Source organism: Variovorax boronicumulans NBRC 103145 (assembly GCF_001591345.1).
GTDB classification, from domain to species: domain Bacteria; phylum Pseudomonadota; class Gammaproteobacteria; order Burkholderiales; family Burkholderiaceae_C; genus Variovorax; species Variovorax boronicumulans.
This window is the reverse complement of record NZ_BCUS01000101.1, coordinates 1-23,023: the sequence shown is the minus strand read 5'-3', so window position 1 is coordinate 23,023 and position 23,023 is coordinate 1. Positions and strand designations below refer to the sequence as shown.

Genomic DNA, 23,023 nt, shown 5'->3' with positions numbered 1-23,023 from the left:
CCGAGCGCCGCGCCGACTTGGCCGTGCTCGACCTGGCGCACGGCCGCTACCAGCTCGTGATCGGCTCGGAGCCGCTGAGCTATGCGCTCGAGATCGACCTCGTCGGCTCGGTGCCCTGGCGCGACTGGCCGATGAACCCGCAGCGCAGCCCCGTGCGACTGGTCCTGCAGCGCGACGGCCAGCAACTGGTGCTGCAACACGGCCAATCGGCCGCGCATGGCTGGCGCTACAGCCTGAGCAAGGAGCTGGCGTCGCCGAGCCAGCCTTTCGAGCTGGTGGCCGAGCGCCAGGTCGGCTGGGCCGAGTTGCCGTGGCGCACCATCGGCGGCTGGGCGGTGGCGATGGCGCTGTTGCTGGCGGGCCTGTGGGCCGCGCAGCGCCAGCGCATCGCGCGGCGCCGCGCCGAGGAGCTGCTGCGCCTGGGCCAGGTGGCGCGGCTCAATGCGCTGGGCGAGCTGTCGGCCGGGCTGGCGCACGAACTCAACCAGCCGCTCACGGCCGTGCTGGCCAACGCCCAGGCCGCGCGCCGCCTGCTCGACGACGATCCGCCCGACCTCGCCACCGCGCGCGACGCGATGGGGCAGGCCGTCGAGCAGGCCCGCCGTGCCTCCGGTGTGGTCGGCCGACTGCGCCGCGTGATCGAACGCCCCGAGGCCGGCGGCGACGTGAAGCCGCTGGTGCTGCAGGAAGTGGTGCGCAGCGCCATGCACCTGCTGGCGCCCGAGTTCGCGCGCCACGGCGTGGCGGCCCAGTTCGACGCCAGCGCACAGGCGCCCGTGCGCGTGCAGGCCGAGGCCGTGGCGCTGGAGCAGATCGTGCACAACCTGCTGATGAACGCGATGCAGGCGCTGGACCTCGTGCCCGCGGCCGAGCGGCGCCTCGTGGTCTCGGTCGGGCGCAACGGCGAGGAGGGTGTGCTGACCGTCACCGACAACGGCCGCGGCATCGCGCCCGAGGCGCTGCCGCGCCTGTTCGAACCTTTCTTCAGCACGCGCGAAGGCGGCCTGGGCCTCGGCCTGAGCCTGAGCGAAACGCTGGCCAGCGGCATGGGCGGCAGCCTGAGCGCCGCCAACGCCTCGCCGCGCGGTGCGCGCTTCACCTTGCTGCTGCCACTGGTGGCACCTTCGACATGAACACGTTGACCGCCGACCAGCCCCAATCGCCCCTGATCCACCTGATCGACGACGACCAAGCCGTGCGCGACAGCCTGTCGCTGCTGATCGGCACCGTCGGCCTGCGCGTGCAGGGCTGGGCCGATCCGCAGGCCTTCATCGACGGCTTCGACCGCGCGAGCGTCGGCGCCATCGTGCTGGATGTGCGCATGCCCGGCATCAGCGGCCTCACGGTGCTCGACCGGCTGGTGGCGCAGGGCGTCGACCAGCCCGTGATCATGCTGACCGGCCACGGCACGGTCGAGATGTGCCGCCGCGCCTTCAAGGCCGGCGCGGCCGAGTTCCTGGAGAAGCCGGTGGACGATGAGCAGCTGCTCGAAGCCCTGCAGCAGGCCGTGCGCCAGCATGTGCGCACGCGCGAGCGCTCGCAGGCCGACAACGCCGCGCGCGAGCGGGTGGCGCAGCTGTCGGAGCGCGAGCGCGAGGTGCTGGCCTTCATCGTGCAGGGGCTCACCAACAAGGAGATCGCGCGTGTGCTGGCGCTGTCGCCGCGCACCGTCGAGACCCACCGCGCCAACCTGTTCGCCAAGCTCGATTGCGACTCGCTGGCGCAGCTGATCCGGCGCTACGCCGTGCTGGCGTCGGATGCGGGAGAAGAGGGCGCTCCGTAGAACTACGGAGTGCCGGGCGTAGCCGTACGAATGGTTGCAGCGGACCGTATTTTTTACAGTGACACCGTGGTCGGCACAGGCCGGCACGAACCCTCTCATCACTGGAGAAACAACACATGCAATCGATCATCCGCGTTGGCGGCCTCGCCGTTCTGCTCGCTGCTTCCGTCGCCCAGGCCCAGACGCCGGCCCCCGCCGTGCGCACCGAGAAGAACATCTCGCTCGCGCTGGCCAACCAGATCGCCGCAGAAACCGTGGCCGCCTGCGCCGCCAACGGCTACAACGTGGCCGCCACCGTGGTCGACCGCGCCGGCACCGTGCGCGCCGTGCAGCGCGCCGACAACGCCGGCCCGCACACGCTGTCGTCGAGCGAACGCAAGGCCTGGACCTCGGCTTCGGCCAAGAGCCCCACGCAAGCCATGATGGAAGGCGCCCAGAAGAACCCCGGCGCCGCCAACCTCGTGTACCTGCCGGGCTTCCTGCTGCTGGGCGGCGGCGTGCCGATCAAGTCGGGCAACGAAGTGATCGGTGCCGTGGGCGTGGGCGGTGCGCCCGGCGGCCACCTCGACGAGCAGTGCGCCAACGCCGCGCTCGAGAAGGTCAAGGGTCAGCTCTGATGACCGCGCGCGGTCTCTGGTCGGCGGTGCTCGCCGCCGCGATCGGCTGGAGCGCCGCGCCCGGCGCGGCGGCCCAGGTGCCGCCGCTGGCCGCCGAAGTGCTGGCCTACGAGGGCCTGCACCGCGCGGCCTGGCACGGCGACCTGCCCAAGCTCAAGAGCCTGATCGCCTCCGGCGCCAGCCTCGATGTGCGCGACGCGCGCGGCCGCACGCCGCTGCAGGTCGCCACCTATGCACGCCAGCGCGACGCCGTGACGCTGCTCGCCAAGGCGGGCGCGAACATCGACCTGCTCGAAGACGACCGCTACGACGCCGTGACCATCGCGTCCGTGGCCGACGACGTGACCACGCTCACGCTGCTGCTGCAACTGGGCGCCAAGCCCGGGCAGGTCACCAGCCGCTACGACGGCACCGCATTGATTGCCGCTGCGCACCTGGGGCACGACGAGGTCGTGCGCCGGCTGGTCGCGGCCGGTGCGCCGCTGGACCACGTGAACAACCTGCACTGGACGGCGACGATCGAGTCGATCGTGCTCGGCGACGGTGGCGCACGCCACCAGCGCACGCTGGCCGCGTTGATCGCCGGCGGCGCCAACCTGCAACTGGCCGACCGCCAGGGCCTCACGCCACTGCAGCTCGCAAAGGCGCGCGGCTACACCGCGATGGTGAAGCAGCTCGAAGCGGCACGCGCCAAGTAGCCTGCTGCACCGCAAGCCGGGGGCGACTCGGGGACAATCGGACCTCCCCACGAGGAACCCGCCCCATGTACATGCCTCCGCAGTTCAACGCCAAGGACCCGGCCGTCGCGCTGGGCCTGATGCGCGACCACCCCTTTGCCAACCTGATCTCGAACGACGACGAGGGCCTGCCCTTCGTCACGCACCTGCCCATCGTGGCCGAGCAGCGCGAGGGCGATGCGCTGGTGCTGCTCGGCCACTGCGCCAAGCCCAACCCGCACTGGCGCTACCTGCAGACGCGGCCGCGCGCGGTGGTGGTGTTCCAGGGGCCGCACGCTTACCTGTCGCCCTCGGTCTATCCCGACCTGGCGCGGGTGCCGACATGGAACTACCTCGCGGTCCATTGCACCGTCGAAGCCCGGCTCGTCGAGACGCCCGAGGCCAAGGACGCGTTGCTCAAGAAGCTCATCGGCGACCACGAGCCGGCCTACGCCCAGCAGTGGAAGGACCTCGGCGAGGAGTTCCAGCGCAAGATGCTGGCCGGCATCATGGGCTTCGAGCTGCACGTGACGGCGCTGCAATGCAAGATCAAGCTCAACCAGCACCGGCCCGAATCGCATGCGGCGATGCGCGAGGTCTACAGCGCCGGCTCGGCCGACGAACAGGCGCTGGCCGTGTGGATGGACCGGCTCGGCATGGCCGTCGCAGCGGAGGCACGCTGAGATGCGGATGTTCGGTTTGATCGGCCTCGTGCTCGCGCTGGTCGTCGTCGGGCTGCTGGCGAAGCAGCAGCTGTCGCGCACCGCCATCGCCAAACAACCGGCCGCACCTGGTGCATCTGCGCCGGCGGCTGTCGATGCGCGCACGCAGGCGCAGCAGGTCCAGCAACAGGTCAAGGACGCCCTCGACGCCGCGGCCCAGGCCCGCAAGATGCCCGATGACAACTGAGCCGGCCGCATCGACATCGGACGCGCACTGGATGGCGCTCGCGCTGCAGGAAGCGCAGCGCGCGGCCGACGCGGGCGAGGTGCCCGTGGGCGCGGTGCTGCTGAAGGACGGACAGGTCATCGCGACCGGCCGCAACACGCCCGTGGCGCAGCACGACCCGAGCGCACATGCCGAGATCAACGCATTGCGCGTTGGCGCCGCCGCGCTCGGCAACTACCGGCTCGACGGCTGCGAGCTCTTCGTCACGCTCGAGCCCTGCGCGATGTGCGCGGGCGCGATGCTGCATTCGCGGCTGGCGCGCGTGGTGTTCGGCGCCGCCGACCCCAAGACCGGTGCCGCGGGCTCGGTGCTCGATCTCTTCGCCGAGCCGAAGCTGAACCACCACACGCGCGTGCAAGGCGGCGTGCTGGCCGACGACTGCAGTGCGCTGCTGCAGCGCTTCTTCCAGCAACGCCGCAGCGCCGCGCGCGCGCAGGCCGAGCCGCTGCGCGACGATGCCTTGCGCACGCCCGCCGAACGCTTTGCGGCGCTCACCGATTTCGACTTCGCGCCGCATCACGCGCAGGACTTGCCAATCTTGCAAGGCTGGCGCCTGCACTGGGTCGACGAGGCCGGCTCGGCCGGCAGCGACGGCCGCGTGGCCGATTGCCTGTGCCTGCATGGCCCAGGCGAGTGGGGCTACTTCTTCCGCCACCTCGTCGGCACGCCCGGCCTGCGCACGCTGGTGCCCGACCTGATCGGCTTCGGCAAGAGCGACAAGCCCAAGCGCGAGGCGACGCACCAGCTCGAATGGCACCGCGACGTGCTGCTGGCGTGGCTCGAGCAGGTGCATCCCGAACCGCTCGCGCTGGTGCACAGCGCCGCAGGCGGTGAACTGGCCGTGCTGCTGCAAGCAGCGGCACCGGGCCGCTTCAGCGCGACGCTCACCGCCCCCGACAGCGGCGTGCGCGCCAAGGACGCCTGGCGCGCGCCGTTCCCCGACCGGGGCTACGAAGCTGCGCTGCGCGCGCTGGGTTCACGCGCAGCATCGGGCGGTCCAACGGCGGCGCAGGCCACCCCCCTGGCCCGGCAGATCCGGGACGCAATGGGATACTCGACGACGTGACGTCCAAACATATCTACATCTATTCCCCCTCCAGTGCCATTCGCGACAAGGCCGCCTTCCGGCGTGGCGTGGCGCGGTTGAAGGCCCTGGGCCATGAAGTCGAAGTCGATGAAGCCGCGCTCTTGGCGTACCAGCGTTTCGCGGGCGACGACGCCACCCGGCTCGCCGCCATCTCGCGTGCGGCCGCCAGCGGCGCCGACGTGGCGCTGATCGCGCGCGGCGGCTACGGCCTCACGCGCATCCTCGACGCGCTGCCGTACAAGGCGCTGGCCAAGGCCATCGACAAGGGCACCGAGTTCGTCGGCTGCAGCGACTTCACGGCCCTGCAGAACGCACTGCTGGCCAAGAACGGCGCCGTCACCTGGTCGGGCCCCGCGGTCGGCGAAGACTTCGGCGCCGAAGGCGGTGCCGACGACATCATGGAAGCCTGCTTCGACGACCTGTTGAGCGGGCAGGGCGAGGGCACCGGCTGGCGCATGCCGGCGCGCGACGCCGAACTCAAGGTCAAGCCGATCGAAGACGCCGTGCTCTGGGGCGGCAACCTCTGCGTGCTGACCAGCCTGCTGGGCACGCCGTACTTCCCGGTGGTCGACAAGGGCGTGCTCTTCATCGAGGACACCAACGAGCACCCGTACCGCGTCGAGCGCATGCTCGACCAGCTGAAGCTCGCGGGCGTGCTGGCGCGCCAGAAGGCCGTCGTGTTCGGCCAGTTCACGGGCGTGCGCAACATCGCCGGCTACGACCGCGGCTTCGGCATGAACACGGTGATCGACCGGCTGCGTTCAAGCCTGAAGAAGGTGCAGGTGATTGCCGGCTTGCCGTTCGGGCATGTGCAGACCAAGGTGCTGCTGCCGGTGGGTGCGAAGGTGGCGCTGGCCGCCGAGGGGCGCGACGTGTTCCTGGTGTGGGGCCATCGGCATGGCCACCATGACCATGCGCACCACGGTCACGACCATCACGGCCACGACCATTGAGCCAGCACGCAGGCGGCCACCGGTGCCGCTGCGATGCCGGCCGATCAGGACATCACTGGTTGGTGAAACGCTGATGGACGCGCGGGCCCATCGAGCCGGGCAGGCCGCCCTTGAACATGCTGTTGATTTCTTTCATCTGGCGCCGCGCGGCCGATTCGCCGTCGATGGCGCTCAGCGCGACCATCACGTCCTGACGCAGGTACCAGAGGGTCTCGACATCGACCGCAAAGCGCACGCGTTGGCTGACGCGCTGGATCGATTGGCCACCGCGGCCCTGGAGCACCGACAGCATCGCCGTGCGGATGCGCCCGAGCTGACTTTCCGCAACCTGCCGCGAGCCCAGGCCGGGTACGTTCAGGAGCTGAAAAAGGCGGCGAAAGAGCAGCATGTCACGAAAAGCGTATTGCCGGGAGCTGAGACGGTCGCTACCTTAAGCCTCAGTTCGCCGGGACACAAGATGTGAAACACCGTTTCTTGTTTGCAAACAACAAGCTTTAGCGGTCTCTTTTGTTGTCATTTGAATTTTGAGCGCAAAAGTATTAAAAAACTTTGGCATTCATCTGCACGATGCGCCAAGCTGGCCCAATCGCTGCAGCGTCAACAAGAAGCTTCTGCGGATCGTTCCTTGCATGTGAAGGCGCATGTCGGGGAAACTTCTCGCAGGAGCGGCGAAAGGTCCAGAGCAACATAACCAGCGCTTGCCGCCAAGAAAAAACAGTATGGGTGTCAATTCCACAGTCGTTTTCGCGGACTTGACCGGAAGTACCAGGGTCTTCGAGGCCATGGGGAATGCACGTGCCACCGAGACCGTGACGCGGCTGACCCAATGGATCGGGCGTGTGTGCGAGGCCCACGGCGGCCGGGTCGTGAAATCGCTGGGCGACGGCGTGTTCGCCATCTTCACCAGCGGCGCCGCCGCCACGCACGCGGTCATCGAGCTGCAGCGCTACCACCAGAAGCGCCTGGCCGGCTGGCCCGTGCCGCTGCGCATGGCGCTGCAGATCGGCGTGGCCAGCGGCGACGTGGTCGAGGTGGAGGGCGACTGCTTCGGCGACGCCGTCAACCTGGCCTCGCGCCTGAGCGACCTGGCCGGCCCCGGCCAGATCTGGGTCACCGAGGCGGTGATCCAGCAATTGCACGAAGGCGCCGTGCAGCACCGCGACCTCGGGCCGATCAGCATCCGCGGGCGCACCGAGATGTCGATCGTCCACCGCATCGACTGGCAGGAAGACCTGACCAGCTTCCTCACCGTGCCGGCCGCGTTGCTGCCGGCGCGGCTGCCCGATTCCACCTTCGGCCGCATCGAACTCGCGTGGCTCGACGTGCGCTCCATGTTCCGCATCGACCAGCTGCCCATTCACCTGGGCCGCGTGGGCGACGCGCAGTTCGTGGTCAACGACCCGCGCGTGTCGCGGCTGCATGCGCGCATCGAGGAGCGGCAGGGCAGTTGCGTGCTGATCGATGTCAGCACCTACGGCACCTGGGTGCGCTTCCACGGCAACGGTGGGCCGAGCCACGAGATCGCGCTGCGGCGCGACGAGTGCGTGCTGCACGGCCGCGGCGAGATCGGCCTGGGCGCGCCGCTGAGCGATTTCAGCGCGCCGACCATCGCCTTCAACACGACGGGCGACGACGTGATGCTGTCGCGCCGGGCCATCGTGAACTGAAGGCCGGCTGGGAATCCCGTTCACGTTTGGCAACCAGCTGCTGCGCTTCGAGGTGCACCACGCAGGGACATGTGGCGTTGCAGGACCACGCCGGCGCCGTTCGCGCCAGGCCTGGAGCCACCATGCATTCCCCAAGTGATTCTTCTGTTTTCAGATGGGCCGCCGTCGCCGCGATCGCCGCCGGCGCGCTGCTCGCCACGGGTGCCGCCAGCGCGCGCACGAGCTGGTCGGTGCAGATCGGCGCGCCCGGCCCGGTCTATGCGCCGCCGTACTACGTGCCGCCGCCCGTCTATGCGTACCCGGCCCCGATCTACTACGAACCGCCACCGCCGCGGGCCTACTACCGTCCGCCGCCGCCCGTGTACTACCGGCCGGCCCCGATCTACGTCCCGCCGCGCGGGCGCCTGTACTACGGTCCCGGCTATCCCTACCGTGCGCCGAACGATGACGATGACGATGACGATGACGACCGCGATTGACCCGCCGCCCGCAAGCTTGCAGGCATGCCAATTCTTGGCGTGAACTCTGACGAAAACGTCACATTCAGTCACATTTGTAAGATCAAAGAATTCATTTCATGCCTGCAGGAGGGTTGAGGCCCGGGGCATGACACTTGCCTTGCATCGTTCAACAGGCGCGCAGAGTGCCGAAGGAGCGACAAAAAATGCAGACCAGCGTTCGGCCTTTCACCGATGTCGAGGCCGCCATTGCGGCGGTGGAGGCCCTGGACGGCGAACTCCGTAAGTTCGAGCTGGCCGTGGGGGACAACCTCCAGGACAGCATCGGCCTGCAGATGGCGCAGATCACCGACCGTGCGCTCGCACGGGGCTGGGAACCCAGCGGCTTCATCCAGAAGGAAGGTTTTCGCCTCTACCGCTACCGCGCGATGCGCTGAAGGGCGATAGAAGGCCGGGTCAGCTGGGCGCGAGGATGCGCTCGAGCGCCCCGATGTCGATGGGCTTTTGCAGGTGGTGGTCGAACAGCACCTCGCCCGGCGCCGCATTCGCCGCGTCCCGTTCCGAAAAACCGGAAATCGCCACCAGCAGCCGCGGCGTGCCTTCGGCGGCCGTGGCACGCAGCCGGCGCGCCACCTCGGTGCCCGGGAAGTCGGGCAGGGTGAGGTCGATCAGCGCCGCATCGAAGCGCTCGCCGGCCGCCGCGTCCAGCGCCTGTTGCGCCGTGTGGGTGCAGCGGGCGGTGTGATCCTGCAGCGTCAGCAGCTCCCGCAGCAGGTCGGCCGCGGCCTCGTTGTCGTCGACGATCAGCACATTCACAGTTGTTTTCTCTCGGCATCCATTGATTGCGATCCCGCAGTATCGACGCTGCGCCTACCGGAATCCGTAACAGAGGCCTTGTTTGTTACTTCCCGGCGTCGGCCGAGGCAGGCGGCGGCTGCAGCGGCAGCTCGACGAAGAAGCGCGCGCCGTGGCCCGGCGTGCTCTCCACGCCGATGCGGCCCGCGTGCAGGCTCACGATCTTGTGCGTGATGTACAGGCCCAGGCCCAGGCCGGCCGCGTGCTTGCGGCTGACGTCGGTGCGCTCGAACTGCTCGAAGATGCGCTGGTGGTCCTCGGGCGAGATGCCAATGCCCTGATCGCGCACGCTCACGACCGCCCGGTCGCCATCCTGGCGCACCGTCATCTCGACCGGCTTGCCGCCGCCGTAGCGCAGCGCGTTGGTCAGGAGGTTGGTCAGCACCTGTTCGATGCGGAACTCGTCCCACACGCCGCGCAGCGCGGGGGGCGCGTCCAGGCTGATGGTGCAGCCCGCGGCCTCGGCCTGGTGGCGCAGGTTGTCGACCACGGCGCGGGCCAGCTCGGCCAGGTCGACCGGTTTGGTCTGGATCGACAACGCGTCGCGTCGCAGCCGCGTCACGTCGAGCATGTCGTCGATGAGCCGCACCATGTTGCGGATCTGCCGCTGGTCGCGCTCGATCATGGTGGGCAGCTTCTCGGGCGAGAAGCTGTCGAGCTTGCCCTTGGACAGGTGCAGCTGCCGCAGCTGCGCCTCCAGGTAGAGCGTGTTCAGCGGCGTGCGCAGCTCGTGCGACACCATCGACATGAAGTCGTCGCGCATGCGCACCGCGCGCTCCAGCTCGCGCTGCGTGTGCTGCAGCTGCTGCACCAGCTCTTCCTGCTTGCGGTGCGCGGCGGCCAGCGACTCCATTTCGTGGCGCAGCGCCTTGCGGTGCTGGTGCAGGTCGACGAACACGCTCACCTTGCTGACCACCGCATGTGGGTCGAGCGGCTTGTGCAGGAAGTCGACCGCGCCGCTTTCGTAGCCCTGGAAGGCGTAGTTCATTTCGCGCCCGGCGGCGCTCACGAAGATGATCGGGATGTGCCGCGTGCGCTCGGTGCCGCGCATCAGCTCGGCCAGTTCGAAGCCGTTCATGCCGGGCATCTGCACGTCGACGATGGCGAGCGCGAATTCGTGCTCCAGCAGCAGCGCCAGTGCGGCCTCGGCCGAACCGGCGCGGTACACCAGCCGTCCGGGCGCGCGAATCAGCGCCTCGAGCGCCAGCAGGTTCTCGGGCAGGTCGTCGACGATCAGCAGCTTGCTTTCGACCTCAATGGGCATGGGCGGGCTCCAGTAGCTGCAGCAGGATGCGCAGGTCGCGCAGCCGAAGCACGTGGTCGGGGGCGTGGCGCGCAATGGCGGCGAGGGGCATGGTGGGAACCAGGGCTTCTTTCGGGTCTTGCACGGCGGTGAGTCCGCCGGCGCGGTGGATGCGCAGCAGGCCTTCGGCGCCGTCCTCGTTGGCGCCGGTCATGAGAAAACCGGCCACCGACGGCCCGTAGGCGTCGGCGGCCGAGGCCATGAGCACGTCGATGGACGGGCGCGAGAACAGCACGGGCGGCTCGCAGCTCAATGAAAAGCGACGCCCGCGCTCGATCGACAGGTGATAGCCCGGCGGCGCGAAGTACAGGCAACCGTCCACCAGCGGCATCTTGTCGAGCGCCTCGTGCACGGGGATCGGCAGGCGCTGCGCAAAGATCTCGGCCAGGTGGCTCTCGTGCGATTCGGGCAGGTGCAGCACCACCGCCATCGGAATGCGCCAGTTGGCCGGCAGGCCGTCGAGCACCGCGCTGAGCGCGTCGATGCCGCCCGCCGAGGCGCCGAGCACCACGGCTTCGACGCGGCGAACCGGAAACGGACGGTGCTGCGTGCCGGCGCGCTTCATGCGACCTTGCGGTAGATGCGCTCGGCGCGCGCGTGGGCGTCGAAGCGGTCGGCGTAGCCCGAGAAGTCGATGCTTTCCTTCGAGCCCAGGCCGAGAAAACCGCGGTGCGACAGCGACTCGTGGAACAGCCCGAGCGCGCGGTCCTGCAGCTGGCGGTTGAAGTAGATCAGCACGTTGCGGCACGACACCAGCTGCGTCTCGGCGAACACGCTGTCGGTGGCCAGGCTGTGGTCGGCAAAGATCACGTCGGCGCACAGCGAGGGGTCGAAGCGCGCGGCCTCGTAGGCGGCGGTGTAGTAGTCGGAGAACGCGCTCAGGCCGCCCGCGCGCTGGTAGTTGGCCGTGTAGCCGCGGATCGCCTCGAGCGGGAAGATGCCCTGGCGCGCCTTTTCGAGCGAGGCCGGGTTGATGTCGGTGGCGTAGATCTGCGTGCGCTCGAGCAGGCCTTCCTCGCGCAGCAGGATGGCCAGCGAGAACACCTCTTCGCCGGTGCTGCAGCCCGCCACCCACACCTTGACCGACGGGTAGGTGTGCAGGATCGGCACCACATGCCGGCGCAGCGCCAGGAAGTAGGCCGGGTCGCGGAACATCTCGCTCACCGGGATGGTCAGGAACTGCAGCAGCTGGCCGAACAGCGCCGCGTCGCGCAGCACGCGGTCCTGCAGCGCCGAGATGCTGGGCAGCTCGAGCTGCTCCAGCGCGTACAGCACGCGGCGCTTCTGCGAGGCGGTGGTGTAGTTGCGGAAGTCGTAGCTGTACTTGAGGTAGATGGCCTCCATCAGCAGGCGCAGCTCGATCTCGGTGTCGCTCAGCGGCTGGGGCTGCATGGGGGCGGTGGCCGGGTCCTGCAGCGCGGCGGGGAGGGGCTTGCGGGTCACAGGCGCTCCATCTTCGGCATCCACACGCGCAACAGCGAGAACAGGCGCTCCAGGTCGACTGGCTTGGCCAGGTAGTCGCTGGCGCCCGCGGCCAGGCACTGGTCGCGGTCGTCCTTCATGGCCTTGGCGGTGATGGCGATCACCGGCATCTTCGCGAAGCGCGGGTCGGCGCGCAGGCGGCGCGTGGCTTCCAGGCCGTCCATCTCCGGCATCATCACGTCCATCAGCACGAGGTCGATCTCGCTGACCTGGTCCAGGCGCTCCAGCGCCTCGCGGCCGTTGCGGCCGATCTCGACCGTGGCGCCGCGCTGCTCCAGCGCGCTGGTGAGCGCGAAGATGTTGCGCACGTCGTCGTCCACCAGGAGGATGGTGCGGCCCTCGAAGATGCGGTCGCGCCCGCGCGCCGTCTTCAGCATGCCCTGGCGTTCGCTGGACAGCGAGGCCTCCACCTTGTGCAGGAACAGCGTCACCTCGTCGAGCAGCCGCTCGGGCGAGCGCGCGCCCTTGATGATGATCGAGCGCGAGTAGCGCTGCAGCTCGGTTTCTTCGTCGCGCGTGAGGTTGCGCCCGGTGTAGACGATGACCGGCGGGAACGACACGATCTCTTCCGCCGCCATGGCCTTGAGCAGCTCGCTGCCCTGCATGTCGGGCAGCCGCAGGTCGGTGATCATGCAGTCGAACACGCGCGTGCGCAGCAGCGCCAGCGCCTCCTCGCCGGAGCCGACCGCGACGATTTCGATGTCGTCGTCGCCGATCAGCCGGATCACGCTCTCGCGCTGCAAGGCGTCGTCTTCCACCAGCAGCACGACCTTGACCTTCTGCGTGAGCTTTTCTTCCAGCCGGCCGAACACCTTGGTCAGCTCCTCGCGCGTGGCCGGCTTCAGCGCGAAGCCGATGGCGCCCATGTGCAGCGCGGCGGCCTGCGCGTTGTCGGCGGCCGAGACCACGTGGATCGGGATGTGGCGCGTGTGCGGCGAGTCCTTGAGCTTTTGCAGCACGTCCAGGCCGGTGCTGTCGGGCAGGCGCATGTCCAGCAGGATCGCGTCGGGCACGAACTGCGTGGCCAGCTCGAAGCCGTCGGCCGCGCCGTGCGCCACCAGGCAGCGGTAGCCCAGCTCGTGCGCCAGGTCGTACAGGATGTGGGCGAACTGCGGCTCGTCCTCGATGACCAGCACGCGGCGCACCTGGTCGCGCGGAATCGAGCGGTCGTCCGCGAAGCGCGGGGCCGGCACCACCGGCGCCGGGGCAGGGGGCGCGAGCGGCGGCGGCGACAGCACGGCGGGTGCATGCGAGGGCGAGGCGCTCGACACCGAACGCAGCGTGCCCACCGGCATGGCCGGCGCCGGCATCGTCTGCGGCGCGCGCGGCGGCAGTTGCAGCGTGAAGGTGCTTCCCTGGCCGGCTTCGCTCTTCACCGTCAGCGAGCCGCCCAGCAGCTGCGTGAGGTCGCGCGAGATCGACAGGCCCAGCCCCGTGCCGCCGTAGCGCCGGCTGGTGGTGCCGTCGGCCTGGCGGAAGGCCTCGAAGATCAGCTCGTGCTGCTGCGGATCGATCCCGATGCCCGAGTCGTGCACCGCAAAGGCCGCGCCGCCGTCGGCCGTGGCCGACACCGTGAGCGCCACTTCGCCGCGCTCGGTGAACTTGATCGCATTCGACAGCAGGTTCTTCAGGATCTGCTCCACGCGCTGCCGGTCGGTGACCAGCAGGGCCGGCGCGTCGGGCCGCAGCTCCAGGCGGAACTCCAGGTTCTTGTCGGTCGCGAGCGGGCGGAAGGTGCTTTCCAGGCTCTGGGCCAGCTTGTCGAGCGGCACCTCTTCCGGCACCAGCTCCAGCTTGCCGGCCTCGACCTTGGCGATGTCCAGGATGTCGTTGATCAGCACCAGCAGGTCGTTGCCCGAGGCGTAGATCGATTCCGCGAACTTCACCTGCTCCAGCGACAGGTTGCCCTGCGGGTTGTCGCCCAGCAGCTTGGCCAGGATCAGCGCGCTGTTCAGCGGCGTGCGCAGTTCGTGCGACATGTTCGCCAGGAACTCCGACTTGTAGCGGCTGGCGCGCTGCAGCTCGTCGGCGCGGTCTTCCAGGTCGCGCTGCACGCGGCGCAGGGCGGTGTTGCGCTGGTCGAGCGCCTCGGTGCGCTCGGAGAGCTGGCTGTTGGTCTGCTCCAGCTCGGCCTGCTGGTTCTCCAGCATGGCTTGCGAGGCGCGCAGGGCGCGCGACTGTTCTTCGAGCTCTTCGTTGGCGGTGCGCAGCTCTTCCTGCTGCACCTGCAGTTCCTCGTTGAGCTGCTGGGTCTCGGCCAGCACGTCCTGCAGCTGCTCGCGGTAGCGCGCCGCCGCCAGCGAGGTGCCGATGTCGTCGGCCACGAGGTCGAACAGCTGCTCGCTGCGCGCGTCGGGCGTGCCCGGCAGGCCGAGTTCGAGCACGCCGTTGACGGCGCCGTCGGCCGCCACCGGCAGCAGCAGCACGGCCTTGGGCGCCATCTCGCCGAGGCCGGAGTTGACCTTCAGGTAGTCGGCCTGCACCGGGTCGATCAGCATGCGGCGCTGCTCGGCCGCCGCCTGGCCGATCAGGCTTTCGGTGGGAGAGAACACCTGCGGCGAGGCTTCGGCCTCGCTGGAGAAACCGTAGCTCGCGGCGCGACGCAGCGGGCCGTGGCGCTCGCGCACATAGAGCGCGCCGACCGAGCTGCCGAGGTGGCGCGAGAAGAACGCCAGGATCTTGCGGCCCATGTCCGGCGCACTGAGTTCGCCGACCAGCTCGCCCACCAGCTCGGTCTGCGCATTGCGCAGCCAGGCCTCCTGCGACAGGCGCTCGGCGTGCGCCGCCTGTTCGCCCAGCACCACGTCGTAGCTGTCGGACAGGCGCATCAGCTGCCGGCGGCCGAAGAACGCCACCAGGCCCGAGTACACCAGCGTAAAGAGCAGGAACAACCCGACCACCCACCAGCTCGTGCGGTTGGCTTCGGTGTTGCGCTGGAAGCGCAGCGTCTGCTCGGTGTCCATGAAGGCCGTGAACTCGGCACGCAGGTCGTCGGTCAGGCGCTTGCCGCGGCCCAGCCGGACGGTGGCCTGCGGATCGATGCCGTTGCGCCGCGCCTCGATCATTTCCCGCGCGAAGGTCAGCCACGACTCCTGCAGGCCGACGATGCGGTCGACGCGCTCCACCTGCTGGCGGTTGTCCGACACCTGGCGGCGCAGCGCGTCGGTGTCGGCCTTCAGGCGCGGCAGGGCGGACTGGTAGGGCTCGAGAAAACTCTCCTCGCCGGTGATCAGGAAGCCGCGCATGCCCGTTTCCATGTCGATGGAGCGGCGTTGCAGTTCGCTGGCGGCGCGCGTGACCTGGTCGGTGTGCTCGACCCAGCTCAGGCTCGTCAGCAGATACAGGATCAGCGCGACGAACGCCACGGCGCCGATCAGTCCGCCCAGCAGCGGCAGCTTGAGGTTGCGGCTGAGCAGGCGGTCGAATTCGACGGGGTCGATCGCGGAGGGAGTTTTCATGAATGCATTTGTAAGCAAAACTTGTCAAGTCTTGCCGAAAAAGATCATTTGACCTGTCGGAGAAGGCCTCGATACCGATTTGTGTGACGTATTGCCGCATTCGGCGCTCGCTATACTGTGGTTTCATCCAGTATCGGCAGCATGCCTTCCGACCTCCATTCCGCCCCGTCAGCCGCCGTTTCGGCGGCGCACGTCGTGTCCGTCAAGGCCTTGTGCGCCTTCGGCGCGAAGGCGGGCGATCTTGACCTGCGCTTCGTGCCCGCGCCCAGCGCGCTCGAAGGCATGGCCGGCCACGCGCTGGTGCAGGCCCGGCGCGGCGGCGACTACCAGAGCGAGGTGCCGCTGGCCACCACCTGCGGCACGCTGCGCGTGCGCGGCCGGGCCGACGGCTACGACCCGGCGCAGGCGCGGGTGGAAGAAATCAAGACCTTCCGCGGCGACTTCGATGCCATCCGCGCCAACCACCGCGCGCTGCACTGGGCCCAGGTGCGCTGCTACGGCTGGATGCTCTGCGAACAGGAAGGGCTCGAGCAGCTGACTGTCGCGCTGGTCTACCTCGACCTGGCCAGCGGCGACGAAACCGTGCTCGAAGAGCAGCACACGCGCGACACGCTGCGCACGCACTTCGAGACCCTGTGCGCCTGCTACAGCGACTGGGCGCAGCGCGAGGCCGCGCACCGCGGCGCGCTCGACGACGCGCTGGCACAACTCGAATTTCCCCACGCCGACTTCCGCACCGGCCAGCGCGAACTGGCCGAGGCGGTCTACCGCGCCGCCGTGGGCGGGCGCTGCCTGCTGGCGCAGGCGCCCACGGGCATCGGCAAGACGCTGGCCACGCTCTTTCCGCTGCTCAAGGCGCGTGCGGCGCACAAGCTCGACAAGGTGTTCTTCCTCACCGCCAAGACCTCGGGCCGGCCCGTGGCGCTCGACGCCTTGCGCGTGCTGGGGCAGGGCGGCGCCCACCGGCCGCGCGTGCTCGAACTCGCGGCCCGCGAGAAGGTCTGCGAGTACCCCGACCGCGCCTGCCACGGCGAGGCCTGCCCGCTGGCGCGCGGCTTCTACGACCGCCTGCCGGCCGCGCGCGCCGAGGCCGCGCAAGTGGGCTGGCTCGACCGCGAAGCACTGCGGCGGGTTGCGCTCGCGCACGAGGTGTGCCCCTATTTCCTGGCGCAGGAAATGACGCACTGGAGCGATGTCGTCGTGGGCGACTACAACTACTACTTCGACGGCAGCGCCTTCCTCTTCGCCAGCATGAAGGACGCCGGCTGGCGGGTCGCCGTGCTGGTCGACGAGGCGCACAACCTGCTGGAGCGCGCACGCGGCATGTACACCGCGAAGCTCGAAGGTGCCGCGTTGGAAGAAGCGCACCGCGCCGCACCCGCCGCCGTGCGCGGCCCGCTGGCGCGGCTGTTCCGCGAATGGGACACGCTGCAGCAGGCGCAGACCGCCGGCTACGACACCGCCGATGAGATCCCCGAGCGCTTTTTGCGCACGCTGCAGGCCGCCAACACCGCGATGGCCGAGCACTTCGCCGCCACGCCCGATGCGGCGCAGGGGCCGCTGCAGCGCTTCTTCTTCGACGCACTGCACTTCGCGCGGCTGGCCGAGGTCTTCGACGACCACTCGGTGTTCGAGCGCACGCTGGGCGCCACGCAGGAGCAGCGCGGCCTGGCCATCCGCAACCTCGTGCCCGGGCCCTTCCTCGAAGGCCGCTTTGCCGACGCGGTGTCGGTCACCTGCTTCTCGGGCACGCTCGCGCCGTTCGCGTTCTACCGCGACGCGCTCGGCCTGCCCGAAGACACGGCGCTGCTCGACGTCGAATCGCCGTTTCGCGGCCAGCAGCTGCGCGTCGAGGTGGCGACCGGCGTCTCCACGCGCTTTCGCGACCGCGCCGGCTCGCTGCGCCATGTGACGGACATCATCGGCGCGCAGTTCGAACGCCTGCCCGGCAACTACCTGGCCTTCTTCAGCAGCTTCGACTACCTGGACAAGGCCTGCGCCGCGTTCTCGCTGCGCCACCCCGGCGTGCCCGTGTGGACGCAGACGCGCGGCATGCGCGAAACCGACCGCCACGATTTCGTCGCGCGCTTCGAAGAAGGCGGGCAGGGCATCGGCTTCGCCGTGCTCGGCGGCGCCTTCGGCGAAGGCATCGACCTGCCGGGCAGCCGGCTCATCGGCGCCTTCGTCGCCAGCCTGGGGCTGCCGCAATACAACGAACTCAACGAGATCACGCGCGAGCGCATGCAGTCGCGCTTCGGCAAGGGCTACGAGTACACCTACCTCTACCCCGGCCTGCAGAAGGTGGTGCAGGCCGCCGGCCGCGTGATCCGCACCGAGGCCGACACGGGCGTGCTCCACCTGCTCGACGACCGCTTTGCGCGCGCCGAGATCCGCGAATTGCTGCCGCGCTGGTGGCATGTGCAGCTGGCCGGGGAGGCCGGGCAGGCCGGGGAAGGCGATGCGCGCCACCCGACGCCTTGAACACGCCGGCCAGCCCGACCTGTTCGGCGAGGCGCCCGTGGCGGCCATCGAGGGCCTGCGCTACGAAGCCGGGTTTCTGTCGCGCGACGAGGAGGCCGGCCTGCTGCGCATCGTGCAGGGCCTGCCGCTCAAGGAGATGCGCTACAAGGAATACACCGCCCGCCGGCGCGGCACCAGCTTCGGCGGCAGCTACGACTTCGACACCAACCGCCTCAAGCCCGGCGCGCCGCTGCCCGAGGCGCTGCACCCGCTGCGCGCGAAGGCCGCCGCCTGGGCCGGCCTGGCGCCCGAAGAGCTCACCCACGTGCTGATCGCCGAGTACCGCCCCGGCACGCCGCTGGGCTGGCACCGCGACGTGCCCGACTTCGAGGACATCGTCGGCGTCTCGCTGTGCGGCGACGCGGTGATGCAGTTCCGGCCCTACGTGCCCGGCGCGCCCGCGTCGGGGCCGGCCGCGCTCGAATTCCTCATCGAGCCGCGCTCCGTGTACCTGCTGCGCGGACCGGCGCGCTGGGCATGGCAACATGCCATCGCCCCGACCGAGGACCTGCGTTATTCGATCACCTTGCGTACCCGGAGACCCCGCGCGCCATGAACCGCACCACCTTCCTCAAGCTGCTCACGCACCACCTCTTTCCCGTGCTGAAGGCCGAAGGCTTCCAGGGTTCGGGCCAGACACTGCGGCGCATCGACGGGCCGGTGATCCACGTGTTCAACGTGCAGGGCGCCAGCGGCGGCAAGGCCTGCTACCTGAACCTCGGCGCGCACCTGGACTTCTTGCCGCCCGAGGGCGGAACGCCGGTGGCGCCCGAGGCGCTCGAAGAATCGCACTGCGTGTTCCGCGACCGCCTGGACCCCCCGCCCGGCGCCGCGTTCGGATGGGCCTATGGCGAGACGAAAGAACAGGCCGAGGAAAACGTCGAATTCATCGTGAGCGAGTGGGAAGGGCCGGGGCGTACTTTCTTCGCACGGCATGGCAGCTATCCGCAGAGCTTCGAACAGATGCTGCGCGAGACCGACCCGCACCAGATCCATGCGCGCACCGCCTTGCACTTCGCACGGATCGCGATGCACCTGGGCGACCGCGCACGGGCACAGGCGCTGGTCGAGGCGGGGCTCGCGCGGGCGCCGGAACGGGCCACGGCCCTGAAGGCCGACCTCGCGAACGTGTTGTCGGCCTGAGCGCGCACGACAGACTGCGCTGACGCGCAGCGCCTGCCTCTTCCGACCCATGGCGGCTCACAGGCGGCCAGCATGAAGGCTTCTTTCATCCCATTTGATTGAAGGAGCGCAGACATGCCACGAGGCGACAAGTCGTCCTACACGGACAAGCAGAAGCGCAAGGCCGAGCACATCGAGGCAGGCTACGAGCACCGCGGCGTGGCCAAGGGCGAGGCCGAGCGTCGTGCCTGGGCCACGGTGAATGCCGAGACCGGCGGTGGCAAGAAGAGCGGTGCGGGCCGCGGCAAGGCCGAGAACCACGGGCCCTCGCGCAAGGGCGGGCGCCTCGGTGGCGCCGCCGCGGCGAACCGCACCGCCGCCGAACGCTCGGCCTCCGCGAGGAAGGGCGCCGCCACGCGCAAGCGCAACGCCGAGAAGCGCGGCTGAAGCCGGTTGCGAATATCAGCCATATCTTCTGTCCGAAAATCGGAGTCCACCCACCGCACACCCTGAAAAGCGGACATTCCTTCGCCATCTGTGACGGCAGCCGGACAACTTGCGTCGGCCCTGCGCCGGCGCGGCCCCGCACGAAGTCGCCAGCTTACGCGACGTTGGCCTGAACGCACGCGCTACACCGCCCAACCTCGGTCATTCCGCCTTCTTTTCGCACGCGTTCCGGGCGTTTGCCGGGGCGCGTTCGCGTCGATACGATCCGCCGCCTTGCCCTCCAGAAAGGAACGCGCGGGTGCCTCCCTCGAACGTTTTCTCCCCCACGACCGCGCCAGCCGCCGCAGGTGCCGATGCCGCCAATGCCAACGCCGACTGGCAACAGCGCAGCCGCCGCCATGTCTGGCACCCCTGCACCCAGAGCATCCGCCTCGACGTGGCGCCGCCGCTGCCCATCGCGCGCGGCGAGGGCGTCTGGCTGACCGACCACGAAGGCCGGCGCTACCTCGACGCCACCAGTTCGTGGTGGGTCAACCTGTTCGGCCACGCGCACCCGGCGATCAATGCCGCGCTGAAGGCGCAGCTGGACACGCTGCCGCACGTGATGCTCGCCGGCTGCACGCACGCGCCGGCGGTCGAGCTGGCCGAGCGGCTGGCGGCGCTCACGGGCCATGCGCTGGGCCATTGCTTCTATGCCTCCGACGGCGCCTCGGCCGTGGAGATCGCGCTCAAGATGAGCTTCCACGCCTGGCGCAATGCGGGCCGCGCCGGCAAGCGCCGCTTCGTCGCGCTGCGCGGCGGCTACCACGGCGAGACGCTGGGCGCGCTGCACGTCACCGACGTGCCCGTGTTCCGCGACGCCTACGCGCCGCTGCTCGCCAGCGCGCACCTCGTGGCCTCGCCCGATGCGCGCGCCGCGCGGCCCGGTGAAGACGCCGCCGCTGTCGCGAACCGCGCCGCCGACGAGCTCGAGGCGCTGCTGGCTGCGCAGCACGACAGCATCGCCGCCGTGATCGTCGAGCCGCTGGTGCAGTGCGCCACCGGCATGGCGATGCACGATCCGGCCTACCTGCGCCGCGTGCGCGCGCTGTGCGACTGCTTCGGCGTGCACCTGATCGCCGACGAGATCGCGGTCGGCTGCGGGCGCACCGGCACCTTCTTCGCCTGCGAGCAGGCCGGCATCTGGCCCGACTTCCTGTGCCTGTCGAAGGGCATCAGCGGCGGCTACCTGCCGCTGGCGCTGGTGATGACGCGCGAGGCCATCTACCAGGGCTTCGTCGACGACGATGCCGCGCGCAGCTTCCTGCATTCGCATTCCTACACCGGCAACGCACTGGCCTGCCGCGCGGCGCTCGCCACGCTCGATCTGTTCGAGCAGGAAGACGCGCTGAACCGCAACCTCTCGCGGTCCGCGCGCCTGCTGGCGCGGCTGCGCGAAGGGCTGGCCGGCCAGGCGGTCGACCACCTGCGCCAGCGCGGAATGATCACGGCCTTCGACGTGCGCGAGCCCGGCGCGCGCTTTGCCGAGCGCTTCCACCTCGCGGCGCGCGACCACGGCCTGCTGATGCGGTCCATTGGTGCGACCGTGTACCTGATGCCACCGTACGCCATCGCCGACCACGAAATCGACCAGCTCGTGGACGGCACGCTCGCCACGCTCCAGGCCGTCACCCACGCACCCGGCGCCCGCGCCGACGAAGGAGCCCGCGATGCTGCGCTTGCTTGAACGCCTGCAGGACGAGATCACCGCGCTCGACGCGCGCTCGCTGCGCCGCCGCCGGCAGATCGCCGAGACCGCCTGCGCGCCCGAGCAGATCCTCACGCTGGCCGGCGCCGCCGCGCCGCGCACCATGCTCGGCTTCAGCAGCAACGACTACCTGGGCCTGGCCGCGCACCCCGCGCTGGCCGAGGCGCTGGCCGAAGGCGCGGCGCGCTACGGCACGGGCAGCGGCGGCTCGCACCTCATCCTGGGCCACTCGCGCGCCCATGCGCAGCTCGAGGAGCGGCTGGGTGAATGGATGGCGCCGCACATTCCGCAGGCGCGCAGCCTGTTCTTCTGCACCGGCTACATGGCCAACCTGGCGGTGCTGTCGGCGCTGGGCGACGGCGAGGCGGTGATCTTCTCGGAGACGCTGAACCACGCCTCGCTGATCGACGGCGCGCGGCTGGCCCGCGCCCGCGTGGAACGCTACCCGCACTGCGACCTGCAGGCGCTCGACGCGCAGCTGGCCGCCTGCGACGCGCCGGTCAAGATCATCGTGAGCGACGCCGTCTTCAGCATGGACGGCCACATCGCCCCGGTGGCGGGCCTGCTGGCGCTGGCCGAGCAGCACGACGCCTGGCTGGTGATCGACGACGCGCACGGCTTCGGCGTGCTCGGCGCCACCGGACGCGGCGCGCTGCAGGCGCTGGCGCTGCGCTCCGAGCGGCTGGTGCTGATCGGCACGCTGGGCAAGGCGGCCGGCGTGTCGGGCGCCTTCGTGGCGGCGCACCGCACGGTGATCGACTTCCTGGTGCAGCGCGCGCGGCCCTACATCTTCACCACGGCCGCGCCGCCGGCGGTGGCGCATGCGCTGCTCACCAGCCTGGCGCTCATCGAAGGCGAGGAGGGCATGCGCCGCCGCGCCCAGCTGCGCGCCCGCATCACCCAGCTGCGCAGCGGCCTGAAGCAGGTGCTGCCGGCCGACGGCAGCGCCTGGCTGGCCGATTCGCCGACCGCGATCCAGCCGCTCATCGTGGGCGACAACGCACGCGCCATGCAGACCATGGAACGGCTCGACGCCCATGGCCTGCGCGTCGGCGCGATCCGTCCGCCCACGGTGCCTGCCGGCACCGCGCGGCTGCGCATCGCGCTGTCGGCCAGCCACACCGAGGCCGACGTGGCGCGGCTCATCGGCGCGCTGGGCGAGGCCTTGGCCGAACCGTGGCCGGAGGCCGCATGACGACTGCGGCGGCCGCGCAGCGCCGCTGGTTCGTCACCGGCACCGACACCGGCGTGGGCAAGACGCTGGTCAGCAGCGCCATGCTCGCGCTGCTGGCCGCCTCGGGCCTGCGCGCGGTCGGCATGAAGCCGGTGGCGGCGGGGCTCGATGCCATCGACGGCGAATGGCGCAACGAAGACGTCGAGCGCCTGCAGGCGGCCGGCAACGTCGCCGCGCCGCTGGCCTGGCGCTGCCCCTACGTGCTGAAGGCTCCGATGTCGCCGCACCTGGCGGCGCGGGAAGAGGGCGTGCAGGTCGCGCTGCCCGTGCTGCTCGATGCCTTCGAGCGGCTGTCGGCGCAGGCCGATGCGGTGGTGGTGGAAGGCGTGGGCGGCTTCTGCGTGCCGCTGGGCGACGACCTGGACACGGCCGACCTCGCGGTGGCGCTGGGCCTGCCCGTGATCCTCGTGGTCGGGCTGCGGCTGGGCTGCCTCAACCATGCGCTGCTCACCGCCGAGGCGATCCGCGCGCGCGGGCTGGTGCTGGCGGGCTGGGTGGCGAGCGTGGTCGAGCCGCAGATGCTCTCGCCCGAAGGCAACCTGCAGACGCTGCGCGCCCGGCTCGGTGCGCCGCTGCTGGGCGTGGTGCCGCACCTGGCAGAGCCCTCGGCGGCGCGCGCCGCCGAA

The 23,023-nt window shown here is 70.0% G+C and carries 24 protein-coding genes; 18 read left to right on the top strand and 6 right to left on the bottom strand.

Translation table 11 applies throughout. The features are described from left to right. The 8 genes from VBO01S_RS23905 to VBO01S_RS23870 all read left to right on the top strand — a co-directional run. Window positions 1-1,133: sensor histidine kinase (locus VBO01S_RS23905; RefSeq protein ID WP_062480073.1), on the top strand; the 1,133-nt coding region annotated here is incomplete at its 5' end. Further along, window positions 1,130-1,783, top strand: coding sequence for a response regulator transcription factor (locus VBO01S_RS23900; protein ID WP_062480069.1), 654 nt, complete (start codon window positions 1,130-1,132; stop codon window positions 1,781-1,783). The genes VBO01S_RS23905 and VBO01S_RS23900, both read left to right, overlap by 4 nt. A 116-nt stretch (window positions 1,784-1,899) precedes the next feature. After that, window positions 1,900-2,400 carry a GlcG/HbpS family heme-binding protein gene (locus VBO01S_RS23895; protein ID WP_056581174.1) on the top strand — a complete coding sequence of 167 codons (501 nt, stop codon included), beginning with the start codon at window positions 1,900-1,902 and terminating at the stop codon, window positions 2,398-2,400. After that, complete coding sequence (locus VBO01S_RS23890) at window positions 2,400-3,098, top strand: ankyrin repeat domain-containing protein (RefSeq protein ID WP_062480067.1); 699 nt, start codon at window positions 2,400-2,402, stop codon at window positions 3,096-3,098. Before VBO01S_RS23895 ends, VBO01S_RS23890 begins: the two co-directional genes overlap by 1 nt. Before the next feature lie 65 nt (window positions 3,099-3,163). Continuing rightward, entirely contained in the window at window positions 3,164-3,799 is a 636-nt protein-coding gene (locus VBO01S_RS23885; RefSeq protein ID WP_062480065.1) for an FMN-binding negative transcriptional regulator, read from the top strand. Between the two features lie 7 nt (window positions 3,800-3,806). Further along, a complete protein-coding gene (locus tag VBO01S_RS23880) occupies window positions 3,807-4,025 on the top strand; it encodes a hypothetical protein (protein WP_370681691.1) in 219 nt (72 codons plus the stop codon). Continuing rightward, the gene (gene tadA / locus VBO01S_RS23875; RefSeq protein ID WP_062480062.1) at window positions 4,015-5,130 is read left to right on the top strand and encodes a tRNA adenosine(34) deaminase TadA; all 1,116 of its coding nucleotides are present in this window, start codon (window positions 4,015-4,017) and stop codon (window positions 5,128-5,130) included. Before VBO01S_RS23880 ends, tadA begins: the two co-directional genes overlap by 11 nt. Further along, complete coding sequence (locus VBO01S_RS23870) at window positions 5,127-6,104, top strand: LD-carboxypeptidase (RefSeq protein ID WP_062480060.1); 978 nt, start codon at window positions 5,127-5,129, stop codon at window positions 6,102-6,104. The genes tadA and VBO01S_RS23870 overlap by 4 nt, the downstream gene beginning before the upstream one ends. 52 nt (window positions 6,105-6,156) lie before the next feature. Here VBO01S_RS23870 and VBO01S_RS23865 read toward each other — a convergent pair whose 3' ends face one another. Then, window positions 6,157-6,492, bottom strand: coding sequence for a hypothetical protein (locus tag VBO01S_RS23865; protein ID WP_062480058.1), 336 nt, complete (start codon window positions 6,490-6,492; stop codon window positions 6,157-6,159). Window positions 6,493-6,823: 331 nt separating this feature from the next. Between VBO01S_RS23865 and VBO01S_RS23860 the strand changes: the two genes are divergently transcribed. The 3 genes from VBO01S_RS23860 to VBO01S_RS23850 all read left to right on the top strand — a co-directional run bounded on the left by VBO01S_RS23860 (window position 6,824) and on the right by VBO01S_RS23850 (window position 8,666). After that, window positions 6,824-7,771: an adenylate/guanylate cyclase domain-containing protein gene (locus tag VBO01S_RS23860; RefSeq protein ID WP_062480056.1), complete on the top strand. Its 948-nt coding sequence runs from the start codon at window positions 6,824-6,826 to the stop codon at window positions 7,769-7,771. A 122-nt stretch (window positions 7,772-7,893) separates the two neighbouring features. Further along, window positions 7,894-8,250, top strand: a complete 357-nt coding sequence (locus VBO01S_RS23855; RefSeq protein WP_062480054.1) for a hypothetical protein — start codon at window positions 7,894-7,896, stop codon at window positions 8,248-8,250. A 185-nt stretch (window positions 8,251-8,435) separates the two neighbouring features. Further along, window positions 8,436-8,666 (top strand): hypothetical protein, encoded by a 231-nt coding sequence (locus tag VBO01S_RS23850; protein ID WP_070060568.1) that lies wholly within the window; start codon window positions 8,436-8,438, stop codon window positions 8,664-8,666. A 19-nt stretch (window positions 8,667-8,685) separates the two neighbouring features. Here VBO01S_RS23850 and VBO01S_RS23845 read toward each other — a convergent pair whose 3' ends face one another. From VBO01S_RS23845 to VBO01S_RS23825, 5 genes are all read right to left on the bottom strand, one after another. Beyond that, window positions 8,686-9,045 (bottom strand): response regulator, encoded by a 360-nt coding sequence (locus VBO01S_RS23845; protein WP_062480052.1) that lies wholly within the window; start codon window positions 9,043-9,045, stop codon window positions 8,686-8,688. A gap of 85 nt (window positions 9,046-9,130) precedes the next feature. Continuing rightward, a complete protein-coding gene (locus VBO01S_RS23840) occupies window positions 9,131-10,348 on the bottom strand; it encodes a hybrid sensor histidine kinase/response regulator (RefSeq protein ID WP_062480046.1) in 1,218 nt (405 codons plus the stop codon). Continuing rightward, entirely contained in the window at window positions 10,338-10,952 is a 615-nt protein-coding gene (locus tag VBO01S_RS23835; protein WP_062480044.1) for a chemotaxis protein CheB, read from the bottom strand. The genes VBO01S_RS23840 and VBO01S_RS23835 overlap by 11 nt, the downstream gene beginning before the upstream one ends. Next, window positions 10,949-11,779: a CheR family methyltransferase gene (locus tag VBO01S_RS23830; protein WP_062480071.1), complete on the bottom strand. Its 831-nt coding sequence runs from the start codon at window positions 11,777-11,779 to the stop codon at window positions 10,949-10,951. Before VBO01S_RS23830 ends, VBO01S_RS23835 begins: the two co-directional genes overlap by 4 nt. A gap of 47 nt (window positions 11,780-11,826) precedes the next feature. Next, a complete protein-coding gene (locus VBO01S_RS23825) occupies window positions 11,827-15,327 on the bottom strand; it encodes a response regulator (RefSeq protein ID WP_062480043.1) in 3,501 nt (1,166 codons plus the stop codon). Window positions 15,328-15,468: 141 nt separating this feature from the next. On the opposite strand from VBO01S_RS23825, the gene VBO01S_RS23820 reads away from it, so the two are divergent. The 7 genes from VBO01S_RS23820 to bioD form a co-directional block, all read left to right on the top strand. Further along, a complete protein-coding gene (locus tag VBO01S_RS23820; RefSeq protein ID WP_062480041.1) occupies window positions 15,469-17,808 on the top strand; it encodes an ATP-dependent DNA helicase in 2,340 nt (779 codons plus the stop codon). Beyond that, window positions 17,786-18,403: an alpha-ketoglutarate-dependent dioxygenase AlkB gene (locus VBO01S_RS23815; RefSeq protein WP_062480040.1), complete on the top strand. Its 618-nt coding sequence runs from the start codon at window positions 17,786-17,788 to the stop codon at window positions 18,401-18,403. Before VBO01S_RS23820 ends, VBO01S_RS23815 begins: the two co-directional genes overlap by 23 nt. Then, complete coding sequence (locus VBO01S_RS23810) at window positions 18,400-18,990, top strand: DUF4304 domain-containing protein (protein ID WP_062480038.1); 591 nt, start codon at window positions 18,400-18,402, stop codon at window positions 18,988-18,990. The genes VBO01S_RS23815 and VBO01S_RS23810 overlap by 4 nt, the downstream gene beginning before the upstream one ends. Window positions 18,991-19,104: 114 nt before the next feature. Next, entirely contained in the window at window positions 19,105-19,416 is a 312-nt protein-coding gene (locus tag VBO01S_RS23805; protein ID WP_062480036.1) for a hypothetical protein, read from the top strand. Window positions 19,417-19,714: 298 nt separating this feature from the next. After that, window positions 19,715-21,142 (top strand): adenosylmethionine--8-amino-7-oxononanoate transaminase, encoded by a 1,428-nt coding sequence (locus VBO01S_RS23800; RefSeq protein WP_062480034.1) that lies wholly within the window; start codon window positions 19,715-19,717, stop codon window positions 21,140-21,142. After that, window positions 21,126-22,358, top strand: a complete 1,233-nt coding sequence (bioF, locus tag VBO01S_RS23795; RefSeq protein ID WP_062480032.1) for an 8-amino-7-oxononanoate synthase — start codon at window positions 21,126-21,128, stop codon at window positions 22,356-22,358. The genes VBO01S_RS23800 and bioF overlap by 17 nt, the downstream gene beginning before the upstream one ends. Then, a partial coding sequence (gene bioD / locus VBO01S_RS23790; protein WP_062480031.1) for a dethiobiotin synthase occupies window positions 22,355-23,023 on the top strand: 669 nt, incomplete at its 3' end. The genes bioF and bioD, both read left to right, overlap by 4 nt.

Excerpts from the sequence above, each read along its gene's own strand:
- VBO01S_RS23900 (WP_062480069.1), top strand. The coding sequence starts at position 1,130 with ATGAACACGTTGACCGCCGACCAGCCCCAATCGCCCCTGATCCACCTG.
- VBO01S_RS23895 (WP_056581174.1), top strand. The coding sequence starts at position 1,900 with ATGCAATCGATCATCCGCGTTGGCGGCCTCGCCGTTCTGCTCGCTGCT.
- VBO01S_RS23890 (WP_062480067.1), top strand. The coding sequence starts at position 2,400 with ATGACCGCGCGCGGTCTCTGGTCGGCGGTGCTCGCCGCCGCGATCGGC.
- VBO01S_RS23885 (WP_062480065.1), top strand. The coding sequence starts at position 3,164 with ATGTACATGCCTCCGCAGTTCAACGCCAAGGACCCGGCCGTCGCGCTG.
- VBO01S_RS23880 (WP_370681691.1), top strand. The coding sequence starts at position 3,807 with ATGTTCGGTTTGATCGGCCTCGTGCTCGCGCTGGTCGTCGTCGGGCTG.
- tadA (WP_062480062.1), top strand. The coding sequence starts at position 4,015 with ATGACAACTGAGCCGGCCGCATCGACATCGGACGCGCACTGGATGGCG.
- VBO01S_RS23865 (WP_062480058.1), bottom strand. The coding sequence starts at position 6,492 with ATGCTGCTCTTTCGCCGCCTTTTTCAGCTCCTGAACGTACCCGGCCTG.
- VBO01S_RS23860 (WP_062480056.1), top strand. The coding sequence starts at position 6,824 with ATGGGTGTCAATTCCACAGTCGTTTTCGCGGACTTGACCGGAAGTACC.
- VBO01S_RS23855 (WP_062480054.1), top strand. The coding sequence starts at position 7,894 with ATGCATTCCCCAAGTGATTCTTCTGTTTTCAGATGGGCCGCCGTCGCC.
- VBO01S_RS23850 (WP_070060568.1), top strand. The coding sequence starts at position 8,436 with ATGCAGACCAGCGTTCGGCCTTTCACCGATGTCGAGGCCGCCATTGCG.
- VBO01S_RS23840 (WP_062480046.1), bottom strand. The coding sequence starts at position 10,348 with ATGCCCATTGAGGTCGAAAGCAAGCTGCTGATCGTCGACGACCTGCCC.
- VBO01S_RS23835 (WP_062480044.1), bottom strand. The coding sequence starts at position 10,952 with ATGAAGCGCGCCGGCACGCAGCACCGTCCGTTTCCGGTTCGCCGCGTC.
- VBO01S_RS23830 (WP_062480071.1), bottom strand. The coding sequence starts at position 11,779 with ATGCAGCCCCAGCCGCTGAGCGACACCGAGATCGAGCTGCGCCTGCTG.
- VBO01S_RS23825 (WP_062480043.1), bottom strand. The coding sequence starts at position 15,327 with ATGAAAACTCCCTCCGCGATCGACCCCGTCGAATTCGACCGCCTGCTC.
- VBO01S_RS23820 (WP_062480041.1), top strand. The coding sequence starts at position 15,469 with ATGCCTTCCGACCTCCATTCCGCCCCGTCAGCCGCCGTTTCGGCGGCG.
- VBO01S_RS23815 (WP_062480040.1), top strand. The coding sequence starts at position 17,786 with ATGCGCGCCACCCGACGCCTTGAACACGCCGGCCAGCCCGACCTGTTC.
- VBO01S_RS23810 (WP_062480038.1), top strand. The coding sequence starts at position 18,400 with ATGAACCGCACCACCTTCCTCAAGCTGCTCACGCACCACCTCTTTCCC.
- VBO01S_RS23805 (WP_062480036.1), top strand. The coding sequence starts at position 19,105 with ATGCCACGAGGCGACAAGTCGTCCTACACGGACAAGCAGAAGCGCAAG.
- bioF (WP_062480032.1), top strand. The coding sequence starts at position 21,126 with ATGCTGCGCTTGCTTGAACGCCTGCAGGACGAGATCACCGCGCTCGAC.